This window comes from Rhodopila sp., assembly GCF_035548235.1.
Taxonomy (GTDB): Bacteria; Pseudomonadota; Alphaproteobacteria; order Acetobacterales; family Acetobacteraceae; genus Rhodopila.
In genome coordinates, this window is record NZ_DASZTJ010000213.1 from 38,901 (window position 1) to 64,766 (window position 25,866).

General features: G+C 66.5%; 28 protein-coding genes. 24 read left to right on the plus strand and 4 right to left on the minus strand.

Going from position 1 to position 25,866, the window contains the following annotated elements:
* Positions 1–750 precede the first annotated feature (750 nt).
* The 12 genes from VHB27_RS17605 (at position 751) to VHB27_RS17660 (ending at position 13,630) form a co-directional block, all read left to right on the plus strand.
* The gene (locus VHB27_RS17605; protein WP_325602874.1) at positions 751–3,165 is read left to right on the plus strand and encodes an ATP-binding protein; all 2,415 of its coding nucleotides are present in this window, start codon (positions 751–753) and stop codon (positions 3,163–3,165) included.
* Positions 3,166–3,418: 253 nt separating this feature from the next.
* Entirely contained in the window at positions 3,419–6,838 is a 3,420-nt protein-coding gene (locus tag VHB27_RS17610; protein ID WP_325602876.1) for an FAD-dependent oxidoreductase, read from the plus strand.
* 244 nt (positions 6,839–7,082) lie between these two features.
* On the plus strand, positions 7,083–7,214 hold the full coding sequence (locus tag VHB27_RS17615; RefSeq protein WP_325602878.1) for a hypothetical protein: 132 nt from the start codon (positions 7,083–7,085) through the stop codon (positions 7,212–7,214).
* Positions 7,215–7,219: 5 nt separating this feature from the next.
* Positions 7,220–7,897 carry a TetR/AcrR family transcriptional regulator gene (locus VHB27_RS17620; RefSeq protein ID WP_325602880.1) on the plus strand — a complete coding sequence of 226 codons (678 nt, stop codon included), beginning with the start codon at positions 7,220–7,222 and terminating at the stop codon, positions 7,895–7,897.
* Between the two features lie 62 nt (positions 7,898–7,959).
* Positions 7,960–9,036: a dTDP-glucose 4,6-dehydratase gene (gene rfbB / locus VHB27_RS17625; RefSeq protein ID WP_325602882.1), complete on the plus strand. Its 1,077-nt coding sequence runs from the start codon at positions 7,960–7,962 to the stop codon at positions 9,034–9,036.
* Positions 9,033–9,908, plus strand: coding sequence for a glucose-1-phosphate thymidylyltransferase RfbA (gene rfbA / locus VHB27_RS17630; protein ID WP_325602884.1), 876 nt, complete (start codon positions 9,033–9,035; stop codon positions 9,906–9,908). Before rfbB ends, rfbA begins: the two co-directional genes overlap by 4 nt.
* On the plus strand, positions 9,905–10,462 hold the full coding sequence (gene rfbC / locus VHB27_RS17635; RefSeq protein ID WP_325602886.1) for a dTDP-4-dehydrorhamnose 3,5-epimerase: 558 nt from the start codon (positions 9,905–9,907) through the stop codon (positions 10,460–10,462). The genes rfbA and rfbC overlap by 4 nt, the downstream gene beginning before the upstream one ends.
* The gene (gene rfbD / locus VHB27_RS17640) at positions 10,455–11,357 is read left to right on the plus strand and encodes a dTDP-4-dehydrorhamnose reductase (protein ID WP_325602888.1); all 903 of its coding nucleotides are present in this window, start codon (positions 10,455–10,457) and stop codon (positions 11,355–11,357) included. The genes rfbC and rfbD overlap by 8 nt, the downstream gene beginning before the upstream one ends.
* A gap of 23 nt (positions 11,358–11,380) precedes the next feature.
* Positions 11,381–11,629, plus strand: coding sequence for a DUF6111 family protein (locus tag VHB27_RS17645; protein ID WP_325602890.1), 249 nt, complete (start codon positions 11,381–11,383; stop codon positions 11,627–11,629).
* Entirely contained in the window at positions 11,629–12,795 is a 1,167-nt protein-coding gene (locus VHB27_RS17650) for a CCA tRNA nucleotidyltransferase (RefSeq protein ID WP_325602893.1), read from the plus strand. Before VHB27_RS17645 ends, VHB27_RS17650 begins: the two co-directional genes overlap by 1 nt.
* A gap of 5 nt (positions 12,796–12,800) precedes the next feature.
* Positions 12,801–13,061, plus strand: coding sequence for a glutaredoxin 3 (grxC, locus tag VHB27_RS17655; RefSeq protein ID WP_325602896.1), 261 nt, complete (start codon positions 12,801–12,803; stop codon positions 13,059–13,061).
* 95 nt (positions 13,062–13,156) lie between these two features.
* Positions 13,157–13,630, plus strand: coding sequence for a DUF1178 family protein (locus VHB27_RS17660; RefSeq protein ID WP_325602898.1), 474 nt, complete (start codon positions 13,157–13,159; stop codon positions 13,628–13,630).
* Positions 13,631–13,645: 15 nt separating this feature from the next.
* Here the strand turns inward: VHB27_RS17660 and VHB27_RS17665 are convergent, their stop codons facing one another.
* Positions 13,646–14,407, minus strand: coding sequence for an AraC family transcriptional regulator (locus tag VHB27_RS17665; protein ID WP_325602900.1), 762 nt, complete (start codon positions 14,405–14,407; stop codon positions 13,646–13,648).
* A gap of 105 nt (positions 14,408–14,512) precedes the next feature.
* Between VHB27_RS17665 and VHB27_RS17670 the strand changes: the two genes are divergently transcribed.
* The 7 genes from VHB27_RS17670 (at position 14,513) to VHB27_RS17700 (ending at position 19,923) form a co-directional block, all read left to right on the plus strand.
* On the plus strand, positions 14,513–15,736 hold the full coding sequence (locus VHB27_RS17670) for an MFS transporter (RefSeq protein WP_325602902.1): 1,224 nt from the start codon (positions 14,513–14,515) through the stop codon (positions 15,734–15,736).
* Between the two features lie 148 nt (positions 15,737–15,884).
* Positions 15,885–16,445: a LolA family protein gene (locus VHB27_RS17675; RefSeq protein ID WP_325602904.1), complete on the plus strand. Its 561-nt coding sequence runs from the start codon at positions 15,885–15,887 to the stop codon at positions 16,443–16,445.
* 97 nt (positions 16,446–16,542) lie between these two features.
* On the plus strand, positions 16,543–17,358 hold the full coding sequence (locus tag VHB27_RS17680) for a gamma-glutamyl-gamma-aminobutyrate hydrolase family protein (protein WP_325602906.1): 816 nt from the start codon (positions 16,543–16,545) through the stop codon (positions 17,356–17,358).
* A 125-nt stretch (positions 17,359–17,483) separates the two neighbouring features.
* A complete protein-coding gene (locus tag VHB27_RS17685) occupies positions 17,484–18,044 on the plus strand; it encodes a NifU family protein (RefSeq protein WP_325602908.1) in 561 nt (186 codons plus the stop codon).
* Between the two features lie 125 nt (positions 18,045–18,169).
* Complete coding sequence (locus tag VHB27_RS17690; RefSeq protein WP_325602910.1) at positions 18,170–18,757, plus strand: malonic semialdehyde reductase; 588 nt, start codon at positions 18,170–18,172, stop codon at positions 18,755–18,757.
* Positions 18,758–18,797: 40 nt separating this feature from the next.
* Complete coding sequence (gene tsaB, locus VHB27_RS17695; RefSeq protein WP_325602912.1) at positions 18,798–19,484, plus strand: tRNA (adenosine(37)-N6)-threonylcarbamoyltransferase complex dimerization subunit type 1 TsaB; 687 nt, start codon at positions 18,798–18,800, stop codon at positions 19,482–19,484.
* Positions 19,453–19,923 carry a GNAT family N-acetyltransferase gene (locus VHB27_RS17700; RefSeq protein ID WP_325602914.1) on the plus strand — a complete coding sequence of 157 codons (471 nt, stop codon included), beginning with the start codon at positions 19,453–19,455 and terminating at the stop codon, positions 19,921–19,923. Before tsaB ends, VHB27_RS17700 begins: the two co-directional genes overlap by 32 nt.
* Positions 19,924–20,014: 91 nt before the next feature.
* Here the strand turns inward: VHB27_RS17700 and VHB27_RS17705 are convergent, their stop codons facing one another.
* Positions 20,015–20,257 carry a sulfurtransferase TusA family protein gene (locus tag VHB27_RS17705; protein ID WP_413788634.1) on the minus strand — a complete coding sequence of 81 codons (243 nt, stop codon included), beginning with the start codon at positions 20,255–20,257 and terminating at the stop codon, positions 20,015–20,017.
* Between the two features lie 98 nt (positions 20,258–20,355).
* Between VHB27_RS17705 and VHB27_RS17710 the strand changes: the two genes are divergently transcribed.
* The 5 genes from VHB27_RS17710 (at position 20,356) to VHB27_RS17730 (ending at position 24,558) form a co-directional block, all read left to right on the plus strand.
* The gene (locus VHB27_RS17710; protein ID WP_325602918.1) at positions 20,356–20,781 is read left to right on the plus strand and encodes a MucR family transcriptional regulator; all 426 of its coding nucleotides are present in this window, start codon (positions 20,356–20,358) and stop codon (positions 20,779–20,781) included.
* A 174-nt stretch (positions 20,782–20,955) separates the two neighbouring features.
* A complete protein-coding gene (locus tag VHB27_RS17715; RefSeq protein WP_325602920.1) occupies positions 20,956–21,444 on the plus strand; it encodes a Fur family transcriptional regulator in 489 nt (162 codons plus the stop codon).
* The gene (locus VHB27_RS17720) at positions 21,441–22,325 is read left to right on the plus strand and encodes a GNAT family N-acetyltransferase (RefSeq protein ID WP_325602922.1); all 885 of its coding nucleotides are present in this window, start codon (positions 21,441–21,443) and stop codon (positions 22,323–22,325) included. The genes VHB27_RS17715 and VHB27_RS17720 overlap by 4 nt, the downstream gene beginning before the upstream one ends.
* A 95-nt stretch (positions 22,326–22,420) precedes the next feature.
* A complete protein-coding gene (gene lnt, locus VHB27_RS17725) occupies positions 22,421–23,905 on the plus strand; it encodes an apolipoprotein N-acyltransferase (RefSeq protein WP_325602924.1) in 1,485 nt (494 codons plus the stop codon).
* Positions 23,906–24,099: 194 nt separating this feature from the next.
* Positions 24,100–24,558: a helix-turn-helix domain-containing protein gene (locus VHB27_RS17730; protein ID WP_325602966.1), complete on the plus strand. Its 459-nt coding sequence runs from the start codon at positions 24,100–24,102 to the stop codon at positions 24,556–24,558.
* A gap of 119 nt (positions 24,559–24,677) precedes the next feature.
* Here the strand turns inward: VHB27_RS17730 and VHB27_RS17735 are convergent, their stop codons facing one another.
* Complete coding sequence (locus tag VHB27_RS17735; protein WP_325602926.1) at positions 24,678–25,190, minus strand: DUF2244 domain-containing protein; 513 nt, start codon at positions 25,188–25,190, stop codon at positions 24,678–24,680.
* Between the two features lie 201 nt (positions 25,191–25,391).
* Entirely contained in the window at positions 25,392–25,865 is a 474-nt protein-coding gene (locus tag VHB27_RS17740) for a hypothetical protein (protein WP_325602928.1), read from the minus strand.
* Position 25,866: the final 1 nt, after the last annotated feature.

Consider the following 25,866-nt stretch of genomic DNA (forward strand, 5'->3'; position numbering starts at 1 on the left):
AGTCTTTTTGCCATGCTGTTTGCCATGCTGTGTCACGACATACGGCGAAGCACGGCGAAGTCATATACAACGATATGAATAAATCGAATGGTTGAAATTGAAATCCATAAATCCCGTTTAGCGGGTAAATTATTATCTTTTTTTGGATATTTTATTTCTTATTTTGTCTTGCTTTGAGGCGAATTGCTCACCCTCTCCCGCCAGCGCGCCTACGCCGAAAGTATCCATATTTAATAATAATATCTTATAGAGTTGTAACCGAAATGTCCGTCCCGCAACCAGAATTATCCCGAAATATGGGGATTGCCCAACAATTTGGGTTTGGATATATTTTTTATCCCAACCTCCCCAGAGCATCCCATGCCGCGCCATCGTTCCGCACCCGCGGCAGAGTCAGACAGAACCGCCTCCCGCCGCATGGCCTGGCCGACAGGCCCGGGACGTTGGTGGCGACGAAACGAGTGCCTGGGATTCCACGCAAATTCATTGACTTTTGGGTACGGGACATGATGCTGGCATTCGGTTGTCATAAGGTCGGAATAGCCAATTTCAGCGCGCTGAACGACCTGCCAGCTTCAAGGAGCGGGTGTTGCCGTCGGCCGAGGCCTCATTGCTGAGCCGTGTGACCATGGCCGCCGAAGCCCGCCGTGAACGGCGCTTGCCCATCATTTGTTCCCAGTTCCGCCGCGCAAGGCCGACCCATGAAGGCCGGACGCAATCGCGCATGCCCGCACACGAAGGATCGCAAGCATGAGCGCGGCCACCTCGGCGGCGGATCCGCCCGCCCCGGATCCTTCCCAGGCCCAATCCCAGCCCGAGGCCAAAAACGGGACCAAGGGCGATGCCAGGCGCGGGAGCCGGTTCGGCCTGCGCCTGCACCACGTGCTTTTCATCGCCTTCACCCTGATCGCCGGTGTTCCGATCGTCGTCCTGGCATTGTGGGAAAGCAGCGCGTCGTTCCACAACGAACTTGATTCCGTCCGCGAACGCCACCTGCTGGTCGCGCGCAACCTGACGACGACCATGTCGCGCTATGCCCGCGACGTGGAGGCGGTGCTGAACCTGGTCTTCGACAACGGGCCCATCACGACGCCGATGCCGGGGATGGTGAACCTGCTCACCTCCCTGAACGTGGTCCATGTCTGCATCGTCGGCCCGGATGGGCGGATCCAGGCCAGCCTGCCCGGTCTGCCGACGACGAATCCCGGCCTGTCGCTGCCCCCGCTCATGCGCGAACTGCGGACGCTCGCGGACAATGCGCGTGGGAAGCTCGTATTCAGCCGGTTGTATCACGACCCGTCCGGCGAACCGGTGTTCTACGTCGTCAAATTGCTGTCCGACGGACGAATGGGCGTCGGCGTCCTGAGCACGGCCTATCTGGTCTCCCTGCAGCAGGCGATCGCATTCGGCGACCGCGGCCACGCGGTGCTGGTCGACAGCCATGGCCAGGTCATCGCGCACCCGTTCAAGGACTGGGTCGCCGCGTCCAAGGACATCTCCGGGGTGCCGGCGGTGGCGGCGATGATGCGGGGCGAAAACGGGGTCGGCACGTTCTACTCGTCCGCCTTCCACGACGAGATGATCGCCGGTTACGCGGTCGTCCCGGAAACGGGCTGGGGGGTGATGGTACCGCAGCCGATCTCCGAACTGAAGCGCCGGGCTGAACAGGTGAATGAGCTGGCGATGGTGATCGCCATCGTGTCGTTCACCTCGGCGGCGCTCATGAGCTGGCTGCTGGCGCTGTATCTCGCGCGTCCGGTGCGCGCCGTGGCGACCACCGCCGAGGAGGTGCTGGCCGGCAGCGACGTCGCCGAGGCACCGGAGTTCCGTGGCCTCGTGCCCCAGGAAATCCGCCGCATGGGCGCCGCGTTCAACACCATGCTGGAAAGTCTGCGGCGCCGAGCGGTGGAGACGCAGGCGGCATTGCGCCAGGCTGAGACGTCGAGCGCGGCCAAAAGCCAATTCCTGGCGAACATGAGCCATGAGATCCGAACCCCGCTGAACGGCGTGGTGGGCATGGTCGAACTGATGCAGCTCACGGAAATGTCCCCGGCGCAGCGCCGCTATGTCGAGACCGCCAGCCAGTCCAGCCAGACCTTGCTGAAGCTGATCGACGATATCCTCGACCTGTCGAAGATCGAGGTCGGCCGCCTTGAACTCGAGTACGCCCCGTTCCACGTTCCCACCCTGATCCACGACGCTCGGGTCCTGTTTGCAGACCAGGCACGGGCCAAGGGGCTGTCGCTGACCACCAACGTCCCCGATTCGGCCAATCTGATGGTCATCGGCGACGCGCATCGGCTGCTGCAGATCCTGACGAACCTGCTGTCGAACGCCATCAAGTTCACTGCCGAAGGAGGCGTGGCGATTGCCTGCGCCGTCGAGCACGACGCAGGCGTCTCGGTCCGGCTGAAGTTCCAGGTATCGGATACCGGCATCGGCATCCCGGCGGGCAAGCAGGAAGCGATCTTCGAGGCGTTCACCCAGGGTGACAACTCGATGACCCGCCGTTACGGCGGCACCGGCCTCGGGCTGTCGATTGCCCGCCAGTTGGTTCACATGATGGACGGCTCGATCGGCGTAAACAGCACGGTGAACAACGGGTCCACGTTCTGGTTCACCGTTACGCTGAAGAAGTCCGAGGTCGCACGCCCGGTACCGGCGATCCAGCCGGTACGCCCCCTGCCCAAGCCGCGCGCCGAGGGCCAGCCCGCGCTTTTCTCCCCGGCCAGCAAGGACTTCCAGGCGGCGTTGCGGAAGGCGGGACGATCGGATGTCTCGATCCTTCTGGTCGACGACAATCCCGCCAATATGCGCGTGACCCATGCGCTGCTGCAGACACTTGGCTGCACCGTTACTACGGCACGCAATGGTTTCGAGGCGATCGACGCCTATCGGGAGAAGGAATTCGACCTGATCCTGATGGACTGCCAGATGCCCGAGATGGACGGCTACGAGGCCACCCGGGCGATCCGACAGATGGAGGGATTCCAGCATCGGCGGACGGCGATCGTGGCCCTGACCGCCCACGCGATGGAAGGCAGCCGGGAAGCAAGCCTCGCAAGCGGCATGGACGACCAGATCACCAAGCCGCTGACGATGGCGATGCTGATCAGCAAGCTGCTGGAATGGCTGGTGCCGGAAGGCGTCGCCGGCGGCAAGTGACAAGGCGCCGTCCGGTTGCCCGTCCGATCCCCCGTTCGATCTCCCCTTTGGGCAGCGATGGTCGTTCAGCCGCCACGACGAGAAAGGCCGTCTAGGACTGCCGGCAGCCTTTTCTCGCCGCGGCGCGTCGAACAACCGGAGGCAGCATTGCCGCATTGACGGTGGTGCGCCGGTGGTAGTCCCTTTATCCGGGTTGCTCCGCCGACCGGGCTATGGCATCGGCGGCTCGCCGTCCCGTTGAAAGTCGCATGATTTGGTAACCGCACCCTCTTCGCCGTTCGATGGCCTTGGCTTTGGCTTCACCTTCGCCGACCTGTCCCGCCGCGACGGTCTGATCCGGCTGGACCAGCAGTTCCTGTCGCTGCTGGAAAACGACGATCCCGGCCTGCGTCAGCAGTTGCTGGCCGCGCGCGCCGAACCCGATAGTGTCGCCGGCCGCGCCGAATCCGACCTGATCGTCGCACTCGGCCCGCATCTGAACGGCTTTGTCGCCACCCTTTTCGGTGTTCAGGCGGAGACCGATGCATTGCTGCGCGACACGCTCGCCCTGGACCCGATCCATGCCTGCAAACGGCTGTTCGTGCAGCGTCAGGCGGTCAAGAAATACCCCGATCCCGCCGGCTTCGACGGCGACGCATTGCGCCAGGCGCTGGAGCCCCGGCTGGGCGGACCGCTCACGGAACAGAATTTCGCCGCCTATGCCGCGACTCAGCCCGAGGACGACGACGCCCTGCGCTACGCCGCCTGGGCGACGCTGACGCCGGCCGGGCAAGCCGCGCACAAAGGCGGCACGCTGTTCAAGGTGCCGCACCGGATCGATCCTCAGCACCTCGTTCCGGTCGAAACCATCGAGCGTGACGGCGTGCTGATGCTGCGGCTGCCGGAGCATGACTGGCGGCCGCGCGAGGGCTTCGCGCTGACCGATCACGGCATGAACACCCAGCAGGCGCTGGACCAGGTGAACTACTGCATCTGGTGCCACACCCAGGGCAAGGACAGTTGCAGCAAGGGGCTGAAGGATCGCAAGACCGGCGGGTTCCAGAAATCCGCGTTCGGCGTCACCCTGGCGGGCTGTCCGCTGGACGAGAAGATCAGCGAGATGCACACGCTGCGCGCCGCCGGCCACGTGATCGGCGCGTTCGCCACCATCGCCGTCGACAACCCGATGATGGCCGCCACCGGTCATCGTATCTGCAACGACTGCATGAAGGCCTGCATCTACCAAAAGCAGGAGCCGGTCGACATCCCGCAGGCCGAGACATCGGTGCTGAAGGACGTCCTGCGCCTGCCCTGGGGGTTTGAGATCTATGCCCTGCTGACCCGCTGGAACCCGCTGGATATCCGCCGTCCGCTGCCGAAACCCGATAGCGGGCGGAAGGTGCTGATCGTCGGCCTGGGCCCCGCGGGCTTCACGCTGGCGCACCACCTGATGAACGACGGCCACACCGTCGTCGCGGTCGACGGGCTGAAGATCGAGCCGCTGACCTTCGACCCCACCCGACCGATCCGCGACGTGGAGACCCTGTTCGAGAACCTGGACGACCGGGTCATGGCCGGGTTCGGCGGCGTGGCGGAGTACGGGATCACCGTTCGCTGGAACAAGAACTACTTGAAGCTGGTCCGCCTGCTGCTGGAGCGGCGATCCGAGTTCGCCGGCTTCGGCGGCGTGCGGTTCGGCGGCGGCGCGACGCTGTCGATCGACGACGCCTGGGCCATGGGCTTCGACCACATCGCGCTGTGCATGGGCGCCGGCAAGCCGACCGTGCTGGACATCCCGAACGGCCTCGCCCGCGGCGTGCGGCAGGCCTCCGACTTCCTGATGGCGCTGCAATTGACCGGTGCGGCCAAGGAATCGTCCATCGCCAACCTGCAGCTTCGCCTGCCGGTCGTCGTCATCGGCGGCGGGCTGACGGCGATCGACACGGCGACCGAAAGCCTGGCCTACTACGTCCGGCAGGTGGAGAAATTCGCCCGCCGCTACCGCATCCTGGTCGCCGAGAGGGGAGAGGACGCGGTCCGCGCCCGCTGGACGGTTGAGGAAGCGGCAACGGCCGATGAATTCCTGGCCCATGCCGCGGCGATCGCCGCCGAACGGGCCAAGCCCGAACCGCGCATCGCGGCGCTGCTGGACAGTTGGGGCGGCGCCACCATCGCCTATCGCCGGCGCCTGGTCGACAGCCCGTCCTACACGCTCAACCACGAGGAAGTGGCCAAGGCGATGGAGGAGGCGGTCCGCTTCGCCGAGGGCCTGACGCCCGCCGCGGTCGAGACGGACGCGTTCGGCCACGCCGCCGGCCTGCGCGTGAAGCGCGCCGACGGCACCGAAATGGTGCTGCCCGCCAAGGCGATCCTGGTCGCCGCGGGCACGCAGCCGAACACCGTCCTGGCACGGGAAGACGGCCGCATCCAACTCGACGGCCGTTATTTCCAGGCGATCGACGAGAATGGCGAGAAGGTCCGGCCGGAGCGGGCGATGGCCAAGCCGGACGCCGCGCAAGTGCTGATGCACCGCGCCGAGAACGGACGGTTCATCAGCTTCTTCGGCGACCTGCACCCCAGCTTCTTCGGCAACGTCGTGAAGGCCATGGGCGGTGCAAAGCGCGGCTATCCCGTCGTTTCCCGCGCCCTGGCGGCGCTGCCGGCCAGCGCGGTCTCCGGACCCGACCTGATCGCGGCGACGCGTTCGGCGCTGGCGGCGACGGTGCATCAGGTCAACCGCCTGACCCCGACCATCGTGGAGGTCGTGGTCCACGCGCCTGCGGCCGCTCGGGCCTTCCGGCCGGGTCAGTTCTACCGGCTGCAGAATTTCGAGGTGACGGCGTTGCAGGACGTCGAACCCCGTACGGTGATGAACATGGAAGGCCTGGCGATGACCGGGGCCTGGACCGACCCCGAAGCCGGCCTGGTCAGCGTCATCGCGCTGGAGATGGGTGGCAGCTCGGACCTCTGTGCGACACTGAAGCCGGGCGAACGGGTGGTGCTGATGGGGCCAACCGGCACGCCGACCGAAATCCACCCGCATACGACGGTGGCCCTGGTGGGCGGCGGCCTTGGGAACGCGGTGCTGTTCTCGATCGGCGCGGCGACCCGGGCAGCGGGGTCGAAGGTGATCTATTTCGCCGGATACAAGGCGATGCGCGACCGCTACAAGGTGACAGAGATCGAACGCGCGGCCGATGTCATCATCTGGTGCTGCGATGAGGCGCCGGGCTTCACGCCTAACCCCGATCGGCCGCAGGACCGCAGCTTTGTGGGCAATATCGTCCAGGCGATGAAGGCCTATGGGTCCGGGGAACTGGGCGAGCAGGCGGTTCCGCTGCGCGACGCGGCGCATATGATCGTCATCGGCTCCGACCGCATGATGCAGGCCGTCGGCGCCGCTCGGCACGTCGCCCTGGCGCCATATCTGAAGCCGGGTCATGGGGCGATCGGGTCGATCAACTCGCCGATGCAGTGCATGATGAAAGAGGTCTGCGCCCAGTGCCTGCAACCACATGTCGATCCGGTGACAGGCGAGCGGACGGTGGTGTTCTCGTGCTTCAACCAGGATCAGGCGCTGGACCGGGTCGACTTCCCCGCGCTGCATGAACGGCTTGGACAGAACGGCACGCAGGAGAAGCTGTCGGCACAATGGATCGACCGCGCGCTGCACCGCCTGGGCGTCCGCGGATAAGGACGCGGGCGTCTTCTTCCGCCATGGCCGGTCCCGTGCCGGCCCCCGCGCTCCATCGCCGACAAGCGGGTCGCCGGGACCAGCCCCGATGCGCAGCAGGATAGATGCCGCAAGGGCAGGAGGCCCGTTTCCCCCTCCGGCGAGGACAGTCTCCCCGTTCACGTTACAATTCGAATTGCAATGCACCCGTAGCGTTTCATTTTTTCTGGTACCACGACCTCCGGAAATCGAGGAGGTCATTGTAATGCCCCATGCCAGATCTGCCCTGCGCGCCGCCGCGATGCTGGCGGCCGTGCTGCTCCTGTCCGGCTGTGTGGTCGTCCCGGCAGGGCCGGGGTATTACCATCCCCACCGCTGTTGCTGGGCCTGGTATTAGCGCCCGTGGCGCGGCCGGCCGTGCGCCGCCGGGCGGCGAAACCCAGGGCCGGCCGGCCCACCGTCGCTGACGCGAGGCGCCTGGAAGCCGCGATTCTCGAGCAGGCCACCGCGTCCTTCCTGCGCAACGGCTACGCCGCCACGTCGATCGAGGCGATCGCCAAGTCCTGTTCCGTCGCCAAGCGGACCATTTATGCCCGTTGGTCCGGCAAGCCTGCGCTGTTTCGCGCTTCGGTGGAACGGTTGGTGGCCCAATGGCTTGCCCTCTCCGGCGAATGGGAGGCAGCCCCGACCCTGGAAGACGCGCTGCGTCAGGCCGCCGACCGCATCATGGCCGTGGCCCTGACGCCAGAGGCCATCGCGCTCTATCGCCTGCTGGTCGCCGAAAGCGCCCGCTTCCCCGAACTGCCCCGCATGATGCAGGAAGCCGGCGCCCACAGCGGCGTCGCCCGGATTGCCGCCCTGTTGCAGGCCGCGGTCGCACGCGGCGAATGCCCGTCGCACGACACCGTTTTTGCTTCGGAACAATACATGCACCTGCTGCTCGCCGGCCCTCAGCGCCGGGCGCTGGGCCTTGGGCCGGCGATGGGAAGCGCGGAGGGGACGGTCTGGCGAGACAACACCATACGATTGTTTTTAGGTGGTTTGAACAGCTTGAGGTTGCCGTCCCCGCCAAAACAATGATACCGCACTGACCCGTCGGCCTGCCTCGTGCGGCCATCCCATGGGCGAGGATCTGTGTCGGTATGAAACTCTTGTTGACCGGCGGATGCGGGTTCATCGGCTCCGCCGTGGTGCGCCACCTGCTGCGCCATACCGACCATGTCGTGGTCAACGTCGACAAGATGACCTACGCGGCCTCGGAAGACGCGCTGGAAGCGGCGACGCAACAGTCCCGCCACACGCTGGTCAAGGCGGACATCGCGGACGCGCAGGCGATGCACCATGTGTTCGAGACGTTCGATCCGGACGTCGTCATGCACCTTGCGGCGGAAAGTCATGTCGACAGGTCGATCGATGGCCCCTCCGATTTCGTCCAGACGAATGTCGTCGGCACCTTCACGCTGCTGGAGGCCGCGCGGTGGCATTACCAGGGCCTGAATGACGAACGTAGGGGCACGTTCCGCTTCCACCACATCTCGACCGATGAGGTGTTCGGCGCGCTCGACCACGGCGATCCGCCGTTCACGGAAACCACCCCGTACGATCCGCGCAGCCCCTACTCCGCCACCAAGGCTGCGTCCGACCACCTCGTCCGCGCTTGGCACCATACCTATGGCCTGCCGACGATCGTTTCGAATACGTGCAACAATTACGGCCCCTGGCAGTTTCCCGAGAAACTGATCCCGCTGGTCACGCTGAACGCGCTCGAGGGCAAGGAGCTGCCGGTTTACGGCGACGGCTCCAACATGCGCGACTGGCTGTTCGTCGAAGACCATGCCGAGGCCCTGGTCCGCGTCGCCGAACATGGCAAGCCCGGCGAGACCTATGCTATCGGCGGACGCCAGCCGCGCACCAACCTGGACGTGGTGAAGGCGATCTGCGCCCATCTCGACAAGCGCGTGCCCGATGCCGCCGGCCCGCGCGAACGGCTGATCCGCTTCGTCACCGACCGGCCCGGCCACGATTTCCGCTACGAGATCGATCCCTCCCGCACCGAGGCCGCGCTGTCCTGGACCGCGCCGCATGATTTCGAGTCCGGCCTGGCGAAGACGATTGACTGGTATCTGGCGAACCGGACCTGGTGGGAGAAACTGCGTGCGGCGCGCTACGCCGGACAGCGTCTGGGCATCGCGCCCGCGGCGAAAGGAAAGGCTGCATGAAGGGTATCTTGCTCGCCGGCGGTTCCGGCACCAGGCTGCATCCGATGACGCTCGCGGCGTCGAAGCAGTTGCTGCCGGTGTACGACAAGCCGATGGTCTATTATCCGTTGTCGACCCTGATGCTCGCCGGCATCCGCGACATCATGGTGATCTCCACGCCGGCCGACCTGCCCCAGTTCAAGCGCCTGCTGGGCGATGGCGGCCGGTTCGGCGTGCGCATCGCCTATGCGGAACAGCCCCGCCCCGACGGCATCGCCCAGGCCTTCCTGATCGGCCGCGACTGGCTGGGCGGCGAGGCCTGCGCGCTGGCGCTCGGCGACAACCTCATCCACGCCGACCACCTGTCGCAGCTCCTGCGGAACGCAGCGAAGCGGGGCACGGGCGCCACGGTCTTCGCCTACCAGGTCCGCGATCCCGAACGTTACGGCGTCGTCAGCTTCAGCGATGACGGCAAGGCCGAGGAGATCGTCGAAAAGCCGACCGCGCCGCTGAGCAACTGGGCGGTCACCGGCCTCTATTTCTACGACGAGCAGGTGAACGACATCGCCCCGCGGATCAAGCCGTCCGCCCGCGGCGAGCTGGAGATCACCGACCTCAACCGCGTCTACCTGGAGATGGGCACGCTGCAGGTCGAGAAACTGTCCCGCGGCTGCGCCTGGCTCGACGCCGGGACCCCCGACAGCCTGCTGCAGGCGGCGACCTTCGTGCAGACCATCCAGTCGCGCACCGGCATGCTGGTCGGCTGCCCCGAGGAAGTGGCGTTCCGCATGGGCTTCATCGACGCCGACCAACTGCGGCGCTATGCCGGGCATCTCGGCAAGACCGACCTGGGCCGTGCCTTGATGGAACTGGCGGACGGAGAGCGCGTATGAAGGTCGAGGCCCTCGCGATCCCCGAGGTCAAGCTGATCACCCCGCCGCGCTTCAACGACCCGCGCGGCTTCTTCTCCGAAACCTGGAATGCCGGGCGGTTTGCCGATGCCGGCGTTCCCGGACCGTTCGTCCAGGACAACCACGCCGTTTCGACCGCCCGCGGCGTGTTGCGCGGACTGCACTGCCAGGTCGGCGCGAACGCCCAGGGCAAGCTGGTCCGCTGCGTGAAGGGCGCGATCTTCGACGTGGCGATCGACGTCCGCCGGGGCTCCCCGAATTTCGGCAAATGGGTCGGCGCGGAGATCAGCGCCGAGAACTGGACGCAGATCTGGGTGCCGGTCGGCTTCCTGCACGCCTATTGCACGCTGACCGCCGAGACCGAGGTGATCTACAAGGTCACCGCCCCATACGACAAACCAGCCGAACGCGGCGTGATCTGGAACGATCCCGATATCGGCATCGCCTGGCCGATCGCGGAGGAGGAGGTGATCCTCTCGGACAAGGACAAGGTCTTGCCGCGCCTGCGCGACTGCCCGCCGCTGTTCCATGTCTGATCGCTCTCAGGCTGTCCGCCCGATCCTGGTGACCGGCGGGTCCGGCCAGGTCGCCTCGGCCCTCGCCGCCCGAGCGCCGGTCGTGCGTGTGGGCCGGCCGGACTTCGATTTCGACCGTCCCGCGTCGATCACCGAGACCTTCCGCGCCGTCAACCCCCGGCTGGTGGTCAACGCCGCCGCCTATACGGCCGTGGACAAGGCGGAGAGCGACGCCGATGCCGCCTATCGCGCCAACCGCGACGGCCCGGCCCTGCTCGCGAAGCTCTGCGCCGAGGCGGATATCCCGCTGATCCACATCTCGACCGACTACGTGTTCGACGGCCTCAAGGCAGAACCCTATGTCGAGACCGATCCGGTCGCGCCCCAGGGCGTCTACGGCGCGAGCAAGCTGGCGGGCGAGCAGGCGGTGCTGGCCTCCGGCGCGAAGGCCGTGATCCTGCGGACGGCCTGGGTCTATGCCGAGACGGGCAAGAATTTCGTGCGCACCATGCTGGCGGTCGGCAAGACGCGGGACCGGCTGACGGTCGTCGCCGACCAACGCGGCTGCCCGACCGTCGCGGGGGACCTGGCCGACGCCATCCTCGGCATCGTCGCCGCGATCGGGCGCACCGGCTGGCAGCCATCCTATCAGGGCCTGTTCCACGCCGCCGGAACGGGTGAGACCACCTGGTTCGGCCTCGCCGTCGCGACCTTCGAGGAAGCCGCCCGCCACGGCGCCAAGGCGCCGGCGGTCGCACCCATCGCCACCGCCGACTGGCCGACCCCAGCCAAGCGGCCGGCCAACTCCCGTCTGGACTGCGCCCGCCTGCGCACCGTATTTGGTCTCGGCCTGCCCCCGTGGCGGGAGAGCCTGGCGCGCACCGTAGACCTCATCTACGCGACCGCGCCGCCGTAACGTCCCGTTTCCGTCAGGGCGCCATGTCGCGGATCATCGAGGTCTTGCTGTTCCTGACGCCGTTCCTCGCCTATGCCCTTTGGCGTCTGAGCGTCCGGACGCCGGTCATCCCGGCTTCCTTCCTGGTCTGCCTCGGTCTCTTGGTCGCGTTGATGCTGGCCGGTCTGCTCTGGAGCCGCTACCGGCTCGCCGGCGACGCCCAGGATCGTTACGTTCCCGCCCAGATTGAGCACGGCGTCATCGTGCCAGGGGGGCCGCGCAAGGGACCGTGATGCGGATCGAACCGCCGCCGTTCAGGGATGATGCCGCGCTGGGCCGGATCTGGGACGCGCTGCCGTCCGCGCGCGTGGTCGGCGGAGCGGTGCGGGATTCCCTGGCCGGGCGGCCGGTCGCCGATATCGACCTGACGACGCCGCTGCCGCCGGAGGCGGTCATGACCGCGCTGCGGACGGCGGGTGTCCGCGTCGTGCCGACGGGGCTTGCGCACGGCACCATCACCGCAACGCTGGACGGACGCGGCTTCGAGATCACCACGCTGCGCCGCGACGTCCAGACCGACGGACGCCACGCCGTGGTCGCGTACACCGGCGATTTCCGGGAGGACGCGGCGCGGCGCGATTTCACCATCAACGCCATGTCCATGGAACGCGACGGTTCGGTCTTCGACTATTTCGGCGGCGTCGACGACCTGCGCGCCGGCCGGGTCCGGTTCGTCGGCGACCCGGTGCGGCGGATCGCCGAGGACTATCTGCGCATCCTCCGCTTCTTCCGCTTCTATGCCCGCTACGCGACCGCCGCTCCGGACAGGACGACGATCGAAGCCCTGCGCAATGGCGTTCCCGGCCTGGCCAGGCTGTCGAAGGAGCGGGTGTGGCAGGAACTCCGCCTGATCCTGGCGATCCCCGCACCGGACGCCTCGGTCGCGCTGATGCATCGGCTGGGCGTCTGGCGGGCGGTGATGCCGGACGCGACACGGCGCGAACGGCTCGACGACCTCCCGCCCGATCCGATCCTGCGGCTCGCCGCCATGCTGACGGGCGATCCGGAGGCCCTGGCCGCGCGGTTGAAGCTGTCGAACGAGGACCGCGACCGGCTGTCGCGACTGTGCGTCACGCCGTCCGTACCGGCCACCGCGGACGACGGCACGCTGCGGCGCCTGCTGGCGGACCACCGGAAGGCGGACCTGGTCGGCCGGACCTGGCTGGACCACGCGCCGTCGGCACTCAGGGACCGTATCGAGGCGATGGCCGTGCCGGTCTTCCCCCTTGAAGGCCGCGATGTGCTGGCCATCGGCATCCCCGCCGGGCGGGAGGTCGGTGCGCTGCTCGCGGCGGTCCGGCGCTGGTGGCTGGACTCGGGCTGCACGGCAGACCGCGCAGCGTGCCTCGGGGAACTTGCACGACAAGCCGAACGGTTCAAAATCATGCCCAAGAGGTGAACCAGATGGCGAATGTCGAAATCTATACCCAGCCTTGGTGCCCGTTCTGCGAGCGGGCCATGCATGTCCTGACGACCAAGGGGGTCGAGTTCCATGAAATCGATGCCCCCCACGGCTCCGCCGCCCGCCAACAGGCCCGCGAGCGGTCCGGCGGCCGCACCACCGTGCCCCAGATCTTCATCGACGGCCGGCACATCGGCGGCTGCGACGATATGCTCGCCCTGGACCGCGCCGGGAAACTGGACGCACTTCTGGGCTTGTCGTGAAATAATCTGGCACTCCCTTGCCTGGAGTGCCAATGTGTCACACCTATGATGCGTTACATCTACAAAGCCCACGATCGCTTCAATCAGGACGAAGGATGATCCACTACCAGTTGCGGTGCGGCCAGGCGCATGAGTTCGATGGCTGGTTCAAGGACAGTGCCAACTTTGAAAGCCAGGCCAAGCGCCGCCTGATCGAATGCCCGGAATGCGGGGCCACCGATGTCCAGCGTGCCCTGATGGCGCCTGCTGTCTCGACGCGCGAGGCGATACCGGCTCCCGCCACGCCGCAGGCAACCGAAGGCGAGGTACTGCCGCCGGAGCGGAAAGTGGCAGCCGGCGGCCGGGCGCCCGCCCAGGTCGTCGCCATGCTGCAGCGGCTGCGATCCGAGGTGGAGAAGAACTGCGACTACGTCGGCAATGAATTCGCCGATGAAGCCCGCAAAATGCACCGCGGCGAGAGCGAGCGCCGCGCCATCTATGGCGAGACCACGCCGGAACAGGCCGAGAGCCTGGCCGACGAAGGGATCGAGGTCACTGCCATCCCCTGGGTCCCCCGCGCCGACGGCTAGGCCGGCTTTCCGGCGTTACCCCGCCTCGCCCCGTTCCCGCCCGGCCGGCGTCATCCCAAACGTCTCCCGGTACGCCGCCCCGAACGCCGGGACGCTCGCATAGCCCACGGCGGCGGCAACCCGAGCGGGGGATTCGCCGAGGGACAGGCGGGCCAGGGCTTCGGTCATGCGCAACTGCCGCCGCCACTGCTGGAAGCTCATGCCCGTTTCCGTTCGGAACAGACGCGCCAGCGTCCGCACCGACGCGCCCGCGTCGACCGCGTGCTCCGCAAGGTCGCGTCCATCCGCCGGGTTCGCTGTCAGGGCGGCGGCGACACGGGCCAGCCTGGGATCGCGGCATGCCGGCAGCGACAGCGGGCGCGTCGGCGCGCGGCGGATTTCGTGCAGCACCAATTCCGCCACCAGCGCCATTGGCCCGCTGGCGTCCCAGACGACGGGTTCGGAGCAGATCGTCAGGATCAGTTCCCGCAGCAGCGGGGAGACGGCGACGACGATCGTTTTTCCCGGTCCCGACGCCGCCGCGTCCGCGCGCAGGAACAGCGCGCGCATGCGGACAAGCCCGTCCATCTGGACCCTGTGGGTCTCGCTGGCCGGCACCCACAGCCCGGTGCCGGGGGGAATGGTAAAAAGCGCCCGCTCCGTCGCCACCCGCATGACCCCTTCGGTCGCGAACAGCAGTTGCGCGCGCGGATGCTGGTGCAAGTCGGTGGCATGGCCGTCGGGATAGTCCTGCGAATAGCCCACCAGCGGGCGCGGCGCGTTCTCGAAAGGGCGCAACCGCGCTTGGCCGGTGAGCGACAGATATTGGCCCGACGTCGCCATAACGCCACGATACAGTCCGCTCAGATTACTGACCAGTCATCTGACGCGAAGAGGCCCAGCATGAGCCCGGCAACCCGACAGATCGTCTTCATCAACACCGCCCACACGTTCACCCATTACAGCCTGCTGATCCTGCCCACCGCTGTCCTGGCGATGGCGGCGCCCGGCGGCGCGTTCGGGCCGGATTATGGGCCGATCCTGGCGCTCGCGACCGGCATGTTCGTCCTGTACGGGCTGTTGTCGCTGCCGCAGGGATGGCTGGTGCAGCGGCTGGGACGGAAGGTGCTGATGGCGGCCTTCTTCCTGGGCACCGGCGGCGGACTGATCGCCGCGGGCCTGGCATCGGGGCCTGTCATGCTGGCGGTGACGCTGGCGGCGGCGGGCGGATTCGCGGCGATCTACCATCCGATCGGCACGACGATGCTGGTCGAGGCGGCGGGCGACAAGCCCGGCCGCTCGATCGGCGTGAACGGCGTGTTCGGCAACCTGGGCGTGGCCCTGGCGCCGGTGGTCAGCGCATTCCTGGCGAACGCCGGCGGCTGGCGCGCCGCCTTCATCGTCCCAGGCGCCCTGTGCGCGCTGGCCGGCCTGGCCTGGATGCGCATGCCGATGATCAAAGGTGGCGTGCAGTCCAGCACCCGCCCCTTCCCGCCGATCCCCCGGCACCTGGTGCGGCGCGCCGTCATCGTGCTGCTGCTGATCGCCGCTTCCTCGGGCCTGGTGTTCAACGCGTTCACCATCCTGCTGCCCAAGCTGTTGCAGGAGCGCCTGGCCGACAATACCAGCCTGCTGCCGCTGGTCGGCGCCTGCGCCTTCCTGGTGACGCTGTGCGGCGCCCTGACCCAGTTCACCGTCGGGCGGATGATCGACCGCAACACGCTGAAGCGGGTCTTCCTGCCCGTCAGCATCGTGCTGACCCCGGCGATGGCCGCGCTGTCCTTTGCCCAGGGCTGGCTGGTGCTGCCGCTCTGCGCCGCCGTCGCCGCCTCGATCTTCGGACAGGTGACGGTGAACGAGACCATGGCCGCCCGCTACATCTCTCCGGCGCTGCGGGCGCGGATCTATTCGGTGCGCTTTTTCGTTGGATTCCTGGGGGCCTCGGGCGCCGCGCCGGTGGTGTCCATCCTGTATGAGCGCACCGGCAGCGTCAGCGTGGTGACGGCGGTGCTGTCCGGCTTCTGCGTCGTCACGCTGGGCTGCGCCCTGTTCTTCCCGAACCGGCGGGAGGAGCTGGAGCCGGAATTGTGGCTGGAAGCCGGCGTGGCGCCTGTCGCGGCGGAATAGCCGGCCCGCGGCGAGGGCATTTGCAAAGCGAGGCGCGAGGGGCCAAATCGCCGGCATGATTTCGCGCCGCCGGTTGCTTCTCGCCCCCCTTCCCCTCCTCGCGCTTGCCGCCGCGCCTCGTGCGGCGCGGGCCCAAGCGGCGACGAGGATGACGCTGACGCCGCAGGACCAGGCGGACATCGCCCGGGTGGAGACCTACCTGAACGGGCTGAAATCACTGAAGGCGCATTTCCTGCAAGTCGCGCCTGACGGCGGATTGTCGGAAGGCACGGCCTGGATGGAACGACCCGGCCGCCTGCGGTTCCAATACGATCCGCCCTCTCCGTTCCTGTTGCTGGCGTCGAGCGGCGTCTTGACGTTTCGTGACGCGTCGTTGCAGCAGACCAGCAACATCCCGCTCAGCCGGACGCCGCTGGGCATTCTGCTGGCCGAGCACGTCAGCCTGTCCGGCGCGGTGACGGTCACGGGAATCCAACGCCAGCCCGGGCAGCTTCAACTCACCGTCACCCGCACCGCCAGCCCTGGCGACGGCAGCCTGACGCTGATTTTCTCCGATCCGCCGCTGGCGCTGCGCCAATGGACCGTGCTGGACGCACAACGGCGTGAAACCCGCGTCACGCTCTACAACGTCCAGACGGGTGGCACCTACGATCAGCGCCTGTTCGACCAGATCGTCATCCCTGCCGGCACGCCGCAGAATCCGCACTGAGGAAGGGATGACGTCGTGACGCGCATGGCTGTTTTGTGGGCGAATCACGGAAAAGGTCTTCTTTTTGCCGCGAGTTTAGGGGATGATCCTTGACGAGATGAGGTCAGCCCGCGTGGTCAAGCCGCTTATCGGCATCAGTTGCTGCACCAAGCAGTTCGGCATTTTCGGCATGCCGAACCACGCCGCCTCCGATACCTATGTCCGAGCGACGGATGAAGTGATCGGGGGGGTGCCGGTGCTGCTGCCGGCGAACGGCCCTTCCGCTGATATCGAGACGCTGCTGGACCGCCTCGACGGAATCATCCTGACCGGCAGCCGGTCGAACGTGCAGCCGACGCTGTATGACGGACCTCCGCATGCCGAGGGGACGCCGGAAGATCCGGCCCGCGATGGTATCACCCTGCCGCTGATTCGCGCCGCCATCCTGCGCGGCGTCCCGGTGCTGGCGATCTGCCGCGGCTTCCAGGAGCTCAACGTCGCCCTCGGCGGCTCCCTTCACCAGCGCCTGCAGGACCTGCCGGATCGCATGGACCATGCGACGCCGATGCAGCCATCGGCGCGGGTGCGCCAGGGCAAGGCGCACGCGGTGCGCGTCGTGTCCGGCGGCTGGCTGCATCGGCTGGCCGGCGCGACGGACATCGCCGTGAACTCGCTGCATAACCAGGGAATCGACCGGCTGGCGCCGGGCCTTGTGGTGGAAGGGGTCGCACCCGACGGCACGGTCGAGGCCGTGCGCGTCGTCGCCAGTCAGGCCGGCCCTGCAATCGGATATGCCGTCGGCGTGCAGTGGCATCCCGAATACGACTGGCGCACCGATTCCCTCTCCCGCGCGATTTTCGAGCACTTCGCCGCGGCTGTCCGCGCCTATGCCGAATCGGCCCGCCTGGGCGGCGTCTCGATCGCCGCCGACTGATCCGGCGAATCGCGCTTTTTCCGCGTCCCCCATCTTGCCTGCGACAGCAATTGGACCGATGTATGCGGCAAAGCCGGACCGGAACAGTCCGGATTTGATCGCCAAGACAGCTCAGGACCGCCGCCATGTTCATCGAAACCGAAGGCACCCCGAACCCCGCCACCCTGAAGTTCCTGCCTGGCCGGGACGTCATGACAATGGGCACGGCGGATTTCGCCTCGGCGGCCTCGGCCGCGCGCAGCCCGCTGGCCACCGTGCTGTTCCAACTGGACGGCGTGGGCCGCGTCTTCCTGGGCAACGACTTCGTCACCGTCACCCGCACGGATGGCGTCTCCTGGCAGGAACTGAAGCCGCGCGTGCTGGCCGCGATCATGGACCATTTCGTCGCCGGCCTGCCGGTCATCGACAGCGGCGATGAGGACCTGCTCGAGGAAGACACCGACCCGGCCGATCAGGAAGTGGTCGAGCAGATCAAGGAGTTGCTGGACACCCGGGTGCGCCCCGCGGTGGCGGGCGATGGCGGCGACATCGTCTTCCGCGGCTTCCGCGACGGTGTCGTGCGACTGCACATGCAGGGCTCCTGCTCCGGCTGCCCGTCCTCCACGGCGACGCTGAAATACGGCATCGAGAACATGCTGAAGCACTACGTCCCGGAAGTGGTGGCGGTGGAACAGGTCGAGTTCTGATGCGGCGTACGCCCCGTGGGCTGGCGGCGTCGATAGACGGTTGACGAAGCCGGGGGCTTCTTTACGCTGCACCGCATCATTTCCTGCCGCGCCGGACGCGGCCTGTTGTATTGGGAGTTTGCCTGATGACGATCGACGCGGCGGGCCTCGACCTGCTGTTCCGCGAGGCGCGGACCCATAACAAGTGGAAGCCCGACCCGATCTCCGACGACACGCTGCGTGAGTTGTATGAGGTGACGAAATGGGGGCCGACCTCGGCGAATTCCTCGCCGGCGCGCTTCGTTTTCGTGCGGACGAAAGAAGGCAAGGAGAAGCTGGCGCCGGCGCTGTCGTCGGGCAACATGGAAAAGACCATGACCGCCCCGGTGACGGTGATCGTTGCATATGATCCGAAATTCTACGAGCATCTGCCCAAGCTGTTTCCGCACAATCCGGACGCCACGAGCTGGTTCACCAGCAATGACTCGCTGGCCGCGACGACGGCGTTCCGCAACGGCACGCTCCAGGGTGCCTATCTGATGATCGCCGCACGCGCCATGGGCCTGGACGTCGGCGCGATGTCCGGGTTCGACAATGCCAAGGTCGACGCGGCGTTCTTCGCCCATAACGGCTGGCGCTCGAACTGGCTCGTCAACATCGGCTACGGCGATCCGGCAGGGCTGTTCAACCGCTCGCCGCGCCTCAGCTTCGATGAGGCGACCCAGTTCGCCTGAGGTGACCACCAACCGCCGGCCGGCTCGTCCGGTCGCGGACATGTGCGTCCTGGCAATGGATTGCGCCACCGCCGCCTGCTCGGCAACGGTGGTGGCCGGCCCGACGGTGCTGGCCACGCGACGCGAGGTGATGGAGCGTGGGCAGACGGCGGCCCTGCCTCGGCAGGTCGTCGAATGCCTGGCGGAGTCCGGGATTTCGGTCGCCGATCTCGATCTTGTGGCGGTGACCGTCGGGCCGGGCAGCTTCACCGGCACACGCAGCGCCGTGGCGCTCGCCCAAGGTATGGCGTTGGCTGCCGGCATCGAGGCCATCGGCGTCACGGTCGGGGAGGCGCTGGCCGAATCACTGCCGCATCTGGGTCATCGTTCCCTGTGGGTGGCGACGCCGTCCAGGCGCGGACGCGTGTTCCTGGAGACAGGGGGTGAAACGCTGTCGGTGGCGGTGACGGACCTGCCCTTGCCGGACGGGCCGGTGGCGGTGGCCGGGGCCGCGGCGCTGGATGTCGCAAGCCGGCTTGCCGCGCGGGGCGCCGACGTGATGCTGACGGATGCGCGGTATCCGATCGGGCGGCACATCGCCGCCGTCGCGCGCCGGCGGATCGCCGGCCAGGCGCCGGCCCTGCCATGCGAACCGCTTTACGTGGACCCGCCCGAGGCGCGGCCCGCGGTGGCGCATCCCCATGGGGCACGTCCCAATGTCCTCGCCGACGAACAGCCCGGCGGCTGATCCCGCTATCCAGGCCACGACCCCGGCCTTCGCGGAGGCGATGGCCGCAATCCACGCAGCGGCCTTTCCGCCGGCGGAAGCCTGGGATGCGCGTGCCTTCCGCGAACAGTTGTCCCTGCCGGGGGTGCTTGGCCTTGCCCATGCGGCCGGAGGGCTGATCCTGCTCCGCGTGGCCGCCGACGAAGCCGAGATACTGACGCTGGCGGTCGCACCGGAGTCCCGGCGCCGTGGCGTTGGCCATGGTCTTCTGCAAGCGGCGATCGGTTTACTTGCCGAACATGGTATTCGGCTGCTGTTCCTGGAAGTCGGCGTGATGAACACGGCGGCCCTGGCGCTTTACGCCAGCGCCGGGTTCGAGGAAGTCGGGCGCCGGCGCGGCTATTATGCCGACGGCTCGGACGCCCGAATCCTGCGGCTGTCCCTTGGTCCAACGCCATGATCGTTTCGTATGAAGACTATTATCGGTTATATCCGAAGCTGCGGCCGTTGTCCCGGCTGGCGGCAAGAATTGCGGTAAATCACTTCGCCTTTTATCCGGGCGTCCCCCGTCGGAGCAGAAGAACACTGACCCCATCACTTTCCGTTACCAATGACAGGACTTCGTGCCCCTGCTCCTGGGCGGAGCGGGGAACGTTGCGCAGCGGCTCGTCGCCTTTCAGGCGTACCCGCAGGATTTCGCCTGGCGCCATGCGATCCAGCGCGAGCCGTGTCCGGACGAAGGTCATCGGGCACAAATCCTTTGTTATATCTATTTCCCGTGCCACATCTTGCATGGTTGTCACGATTCCCATTTACTATGTCTATGCAGTAGCCGTCGCCCCCGGCGAATCGGTTTATTGCAGCTTCGCCAGTATCATCGAAAGGCTTCACGATGGCTGAAAAGCCCGCCGACCCACGGCTTCTCGGGTTGACCGCGCAGATCGTCGCGGCGCACGCCGCCAATACGGCGATGGAGTCGGCGGCCCTCCCGATGGCGATTCGCGAAGTCTACAAGACCCTGGCCACGTTGGGCCAAGAGACGACCCCGCGCGTCGCCCAGCAGGAACCGGCGGTGCCGATCCACGAGTCGGTCTTTCCGGATTACATTGTCTGCCTGGAAGACGGCAAGGCGATGAAGATGCTGAAACGCCACCTGCTGCGATCCTTCAACATGACACCCGAACAGTATCGGCGTAAATGGGGTCTCGATCCCAGCTATCCCATGGTCGCGCCGAACTATGCGGAGAAGCGGTCGGCGCTTGCGAAGCAGAACGGCCTGGGCCAGCGGCGCGTGTCGGACGACGAAGCGGAGGAATAGCGTCCGGCGGCCTCCGGCTGGTTGGCCGGCCACCGCGATCGGGTGCCGCGATCGGCTGCCATCAGGGGGAGGCTTCCCTGTTCCCGCCCAGACATTGTATGCCGATGGCGCGTGCCTCCCGCTGATACGGGCTTTCCGTTGGGGGCAGGCTTGTGGCAGTTCGCAAGGAGCCGAATGGAATCGCGCATCGAGCGTCTGTGCGTCGAACGGGGCCTGAAGATGACCGGCCAGCGCCGGGTCGTCGCGCGCGTGCTGTCCGAAGCGGGCGATCATCCTGATGTGGAAGAACTCTATCGCCGCGCCTCCGCACTGGATCAGCATATCTCGATCGCCACCGTGTATCGGACCGTCCGCCTGTTCGAAGAGAAAGGCATCCTGGAACGCCGCGATTTCGGCGGCGGCCGCGCACGGTATGAGCCGACGGAGGATGGTCCTCACTATCACCTGATCGACGTGGCGACCGGAAAAGTGATTGAGTTCCAGGATGCCGAGCACGAGGCGCTGATGCGTGCGATCGCCGCTCGGCTGGGCTTCGACCTCGTGTCGCTGCGGCTTGAGCTGTTCGGCCGGCGGCGCGAGCAGGACGTCGCCGACCAGACCTCCCGGTCCAGGCCGGACGGACAGGCGACCAGGCAGACCCGCCAAAGGGGGACAAGCGAATGAGCCAGGACCCGGACGATCGCCTGGCTGCCGGCCCGGACTCCGAACCCGAGTCGACGGACCCGGAATCAGGTCCCGTGGAACCGGGCCAGTTGTTCGGGGAATTGCGGTCCGGCGACCTGGGCGTCCGGCTGGCGCGTGACGATGACGATATCGACGCCGTACAGGCCCTGCGCTACCGCGTGTTCTATGAGGAGATGGGCGCCCGCCCGGACGAGGTGACCCTGGTCACCAAGCGTGACAGGGACGATTTCGACAGCGTGGCCGATCATCTTCTGGTCGTCGACCATTCCCTTGGGGAGGGGCCGGCCGCCGCCGTCGGCACCTATCGCCTGATCCAGCGTGAGGGCGCACGGAAGCTGGGCCATTTCTATTCGGCCGACGAGTACGACATCGCGAAGATCGAGGCGTACGAAGGCCGCATCATGGAACTCGGCCGTTCCTGCGTCGCGGCGGGATACCGCAACCGCTCGGTGATGCAGCTTCTGTGGCGCGGCATCGCCGCTTATGTCTTCCATCACCGGATCGACCTGATGTTCGGCTGCGCGAGCCTGCCGGGTACCGATCCGGATATGCTGGCGACGGAACTGACCTATCTCTATTACTACCACTTGGCGCCAGCGAAGATCCGTCCGCGCGCCCTACCCCACCGCTATATCGAGATGCGCCGCCTCGACCGGGATGAGGTGGACGCACGGGCGGCGCTGTCGCTGCTTCCGCCGCTGGTCAAGGGCTATCTTCGCCTGGGCGGCTTCGTCGGGGACGGCGCGGTGATCGACGCCCAGTTCAACACCACCGACGTCGCGGTCGTGGTGCAGACCGACCTCGTGACCGACAAATATTATCGCCATTACGAGCGCCAGGCGCGGGAGCCGCAGGACTGATCATGGCGGCATCCGGTACGTCGGCCACGACCTTGCCGCGATCCACGGCCGTAAGGCCGCAGCTGGCTGTTGGGATAGCCGATCGGCTCGCACGCTTGCGCGGATGGCGGGCCGATCTGTCCGCCATGCTGGCGGGCATGCTGGCCGCCGCGGCCCTGCCGCCGATCACTGCGGTGCCGGTCCTGGCGATCTCCATCCCGGTGCTGCTGACCTTGATCAATGCCGCATCGACTCCGTGGGTCGCCGCCCGGCGGGGGTTCTTCTTCGGCTTTGGCCTGAACCTGCTTGGGCTTTACTGGATCACTGACGCGATCCTGTTCGAGGCGGCCCGGTTCTGGTGGCTGGTGCCGCTGGCGGTACCGGCGCTGGCGGCCGTACTCGCGGCCTTCATTGCCGCCCCTGCCGGTGTCGCCCGGCTTTTCCGTCCGGGCTGGCCGGCGGCGTTCGCCCTGGCGGGCGCCTGGGGGCTGGCAGACCTGGCACGGCAGTTCGTCGCGACCGGCTTTCCCTGGAACCCGCTGGGCAGCGTCTGGGAGTTCCCAGGCTACGCCGGCGATGTGATGATCCAGTTGGCCAGTCTTGTCGGCGTTCACGGCATGACGGTCGCGACCCTGCTGCTGGCGGCAGCCCCCCTCCTCTCCTGGCGCTGGCGGGGAGCGGCCGCCGTGGCGCTGCTGGCATGGATCGGCTTCGGCGTGCTGCGACTCGAAGGGCCGGCGCCCCCCGCGCCCGGCCTGAAAGTCCTGCTGATCCAGGGCAACATCGCGCAGGGCCAGAAATGGGACCGCACGCTGATGGTCTCGATTTTCCGCCATTACCTGACGCTGACGCGGCAGGCGGTGGCGGCGGCGGATGGGAAGCCGGCGGTGGTGGTGTGGCCCGAGACCGCGAGTCCGGCCCTGCTGCAAACCGACGCCGAGGCGCGCCGCCTGATCTCGGAAGCCACGGGCGGCAACCAGGCGCTGATCGGGTCGGTGCGATTCGATCGGGAGGACCACCCGCGCAACAGCCTGTTCGCCTTGGGCCCGAGCGGGACGGTCGAAGCGATCTACGACAAATGGCATCTCGTTCCGTTTGGGGAATATCAACCGGACTGGCTGCCGCTTGGCATTCAGGTGGTCCCAGGCGGCGGATTCGCGGCAGGTCCAGGGCCAAAGACGCTGCACGTGCCCGGGCTGCCGCCTGTGGGCGCCTTGATCTGCTACGAGGCGATCTTCCCGGGGGAGGTCGTTGCTTCAGGCGACCGGCCCGACTGGATGATCAACGTTACGAACGACGCATGGTTTGGCAATTCTAGTGGGCCACGCCAACATCTTGCCGCGGTGCGATTGCGCGCCGTGGAGGAAGGTCTGCCCATGATGCGGGCGGCAAACACCGGGATTTCCGCTGCATTTGATGCCTATGGCCATGAAATAGAACGTCTGGGCCTACGAAAAACCGGCTTCTTGGCCGTAAATCTGCCTGGATCATTAAATTCGACACTTTTTTCTCGTTATGGCCTCTTGTTGCCGGCTTTATTATGTGCGGTTGTGTTGCTTGCCGCGGTTCGAGGTGCTCGCGCTGGCGGGGAACGGCCATAGTTTAAATTTTGATCCATATCTGGATTAAAAAAACCCAAACCCGTAGAAACTCCCGTTTGCGACAATTTTTGGTTGCAAATAACCGGGTAGATGGGTATGGTGGCGCATGTCGGCCGGATCAAACTGCGTTGGCGAAATGGTCCGCGCCGCTTTATATGGACAAGGCGGCGGCGACGACGAAAGGAATGAGTGGCATGGCAGGGGTTGAACAACTCTTAGGTAATGATCGGGAAAGCCGCCCCAGCCCGATCGACGTACATGTTGGTTCGCGTATCCGTCTTCGCCGAACCTTGCTGGGCATGAGCCAGGAACGGCTTGGCGAATCCCTGGGCCTGACGTTTCAGCAGGTCCAGAAATACGAGCGCGGCGTGAATCGGGTGGGTGCATCCCGCCTGTTCGATTTGTCGCGCGTGTTGGACGTGCCGATCAGCTTCTTCTTCGACGACATGCCCGATAGTCTCGCCAGTAATTTTGGCGGGCTTCCGTCGCGCCGGTCTCCCGGCCAATCGGAAAGTCAGGATCCGTTCGGGGATGATACGTTAAGTCGCCGCGAAACGCTGGAACTCGTCCGCGCGTATTACCGGATCACCGATCCGTCCATCCGCAAGCGGGTGTTCGACTTGATCAAGTCGATGGGTCCCGCCGAGTCCTGATCTTAGCGGTTTTACGGGTTTGGATCGGCGGCGCGTCGAGGGCGTTCGGCGTTTGTTGCGTACGCGATCCTGTCCCGGCCTCACGGAATGTTGATATCGGACATCCGTGCCGGGATCGTTCAGTCGTCCCGTAGCTGTGGATTGTCGAAAGACGGGTTTCGAATACTGTGCAGTGCGTCGCGGAGACCGCGATACAGCGACTCCCGGTCCGCCTCGTGCAAGAAGCCGCCCACTTCCCGCTCCGTCCCGTGCGCCCGTAACAGCAACCGGGACGCGCCGGCGGTCAGTTGGCGGTCGACCCTCAGCCAACCGGCGGGCATCTGGAAGGTGCTGCGGCGTCCAGTCCAATCGGTCCGGGTGACGGTGACGTCCCGCGCCGTCACGATGATCATCTCGCTGATCCGCCGAGCGCGCATGTTGAGCCATAGGAGGAGGATCAGCAGCGGCACCTCGACGCCGCTGAACAGCGCGACGGGCCATGCTCCGATCAGCAGGACGCGGGTGATGATCAAGGTCACGAGAACGGTGAGGACACCCACCAGGACGAAGACGCCCTTCCGGCCAAGGCTGCGGTAGGGGACGATCGAAGCCTCAAAGATCGTCTGCTGCGTCTCTGGACTATCGGCTGTCATCCTACGGACCATAACGCATCGACAGGCCGCCGGGAACGCGCGCCTCGTCGCTGTCGTCACGGGCAACCGAAGACGGGACCGTAGACGGCAACAGCGCCCGGAGGATAGGCATTCCTTCGCCATGACAGGCGCAGGCCTGCCACCCGCGCCTAAGCTGTTCCCGCGGCACCCGCCGGCAAGGCCGGCTGCTGCGGGAACCTCTTACCGGACGACGCCCTTGTCGCCGACGCCGAACCCGCCGGCCGCATTCGCCAGCCGCTGCAGATCGGTCCGGGACACCACCAGTTCAGCATGCGTCCCGCAGTCATGCGCCGTATCGGTCCGCATACCCGACCAATGGACCTGATAGCTGAGCGCCGGCGTTTCCTGCCGCGCTTCCACGATCAGGCTGCCGCCGTTGGTAGCGATAACATTCGGGTCCAGAGAACAGGTCCCGGACGGCGCCCCGGCGGCGACCACGGTCGCCGGCACTTTCATCTGCCACATGTCGGCGTCCTCGGAGCCCGGCCGGAACGCGACGATGTCGCCGACCTGGGGCCGGAACTCATCAAGTTGGAGGACCAGGAACGTGCTCAAGCAGCCGGTCACCATGACCGCCATGGCCGCCAGAACCGGAAGCCAGGCGGTAAGCGAAGTCGTATTGCGGCCTTCCTGCCGCTGATCAGGTCGTCTCATG

Bases quoted from the DNA above. Each gene is read 5' to 3' on its own strand.
- VHB27_RS17605 (WP_325602874.1), top strand. From the start codon at position 751: ATGAGCGCGGCCACCTCGGCGGCGGATCCGCCCGCCCCGGATCCTTCC.
- VHB27_RS17615 (WP_325602878.1), top strand. From the start codon at position 7,083: ATGCCCCATGCCAGATCTGCCCTGCGCGCCGCCGCGATGCTGGCGGCC.
- rfbB (WP_325602882.1), top strand. From the start codon at position 7,960: ATGAAACTCTTGTTGACCGGCGGATGCGGGTTCATCGGCTCCGCCGTG.
- rfbA (WP_325602884.1), top strand. From the start codon at position 9,033: ATGAAGGGTATCTTGCTCGCCGGCGGTTCCGGCACCAGGCTGCATCCG.
- rfbC (WP_325602886.1), top strand. From the start codon at position 9,905: ATGAAGGTCGAGGCCCTCGCGATCCCCGAGGTCAAGCTGATCACCCCG.
- rfbD (WP_325602888.1), top strand. From the start codon at position 10,455: ATGTCTGATCGCTCTCAGGCTGTCCGCCCGATCCTGGTGACCGGCGGG.
- VHB27_RS17645 (WP_325602890.1), top strand. From the start codon at position 11,381: ATGTCGCGGATCATCGAGGTCTTGCTGTTCCTGACGCCGTTCCTCGCC.
- VHB27_RS17650 (WP_325602893.1), top strand. From the start codon at position 11,629: ATGCGGATCGAACCGCCGCCGTTCAGGGATGATGCCGCGCTGGGCCGG.
- grxC (WP_325602896.1), top strand. From the start codon at position 12,801: ATGGCGAATGTCGAAATCTATACCCAGCCTTGGTGCCCGTTCTGCGAG.
- VHB27_RS17660 (WP_325602898.1), top strand. From the start codon at position 13,157: ATGATCCACTACCAGTTGCGGTGCGGCCAGGCGCATGAGTTCGATGGC.
- VHB27_RS17670 (WP_325602902.1), top strand. From the start codon at position 14,513: ATGAGCCCGGCAACCCGACAGATCGTCTTCATCAACACCGCCCACACG.
- VHB27_RS17675 (WP_325602904.1), top strand. From the start codon at position 15,885: ATGACGCTGACGCCGCAGGACCAGGCGGACATCGCCCGGGTGGAGACC.
- VHB27_RS17680 (WP_325602906.1), top strand. From the start codon at position 16,543: ATGAGGTCAGCCCGCGTGGTCAAGCCGCTTATCGGCATCAGTTGCTGC.
- VHB27_RS17685 (WP_325602908.1), top strand. From the start codon at position 17,484: ATGTTCATCGAAACCGAAGGCACCCCGAACCCCGCCACCCTGAAGTTC.
- VHB27_RS17690 (WP_325602910.1), top strand. From the start codon at position 18,170: ATGACGATCGACGCGGCGGGCCTCGACCTGCTGTTCCGCGAGGCGCGG.
- tsaB (WP_325602912.1), top strand. From the start codon at position 18,798: ATGTGCGTCCTGGCAATGGATTGCGCCACCGCCGCCTGCTCGGCAACG.
- VHB27_RS17700 (WP_325602914.1), top strand. From the start codon at position 19,453: ATGTCCTCGCCGACGAACAGCCCGGCGGCTGATCCCGCTATCCAGGCC.
- VHB27_RS17705 (WP_413788634.1), bottom strand. From the start codon at position 20,257: ATGCAAGATGTGGCACGGGAAATAGATATAACAAAGGATTTGTGCCCG.
- VHB27_RS17710 (WP_325602918.1), top strand. From the start codon at position 20,356: ATGGCTGAAAAGCCCGCCGACCCACGGCTTCTCGGGTTGACCGCGCAG.
- VHB27_RS17715 (WP_325602920.1), top strand. From the start codon at position 20,956: ATGGAATCGCGCATCGAGCGTCTGTGCGTCGAACGGGGCCTGAAGATG.
- VHB27_RS17720 (WP_325602922.1), top strand. From the start codon at position 21,441: ATGAGCCAGGACCCGGACGATCGCCTGGCTGCCGGCCCGGACTCCGAA.
- VHB27_RS17730 (WP_325602966.1), top strand. From the start codon at position 24,100: ATGGCAGGGGTTGAACAACTCTTAGGTAATGATCGGGAAAGCCGCCCC.
- VHB27_RS17735 (WP_325602926.1), bottom strand. From the start codon at position 25,190: ATGACAGCCGATAGTCCAGAGACGCAGCAGACGATCTTTGAGGCTTCG.
- VHB27_RS17740 (WP_325602928.1), bottom strand. From the start codon at position 25,865: ATGAGACGACCTGATCAGCGGCAGGAAGGCCGCAATACGACTTCGCTT.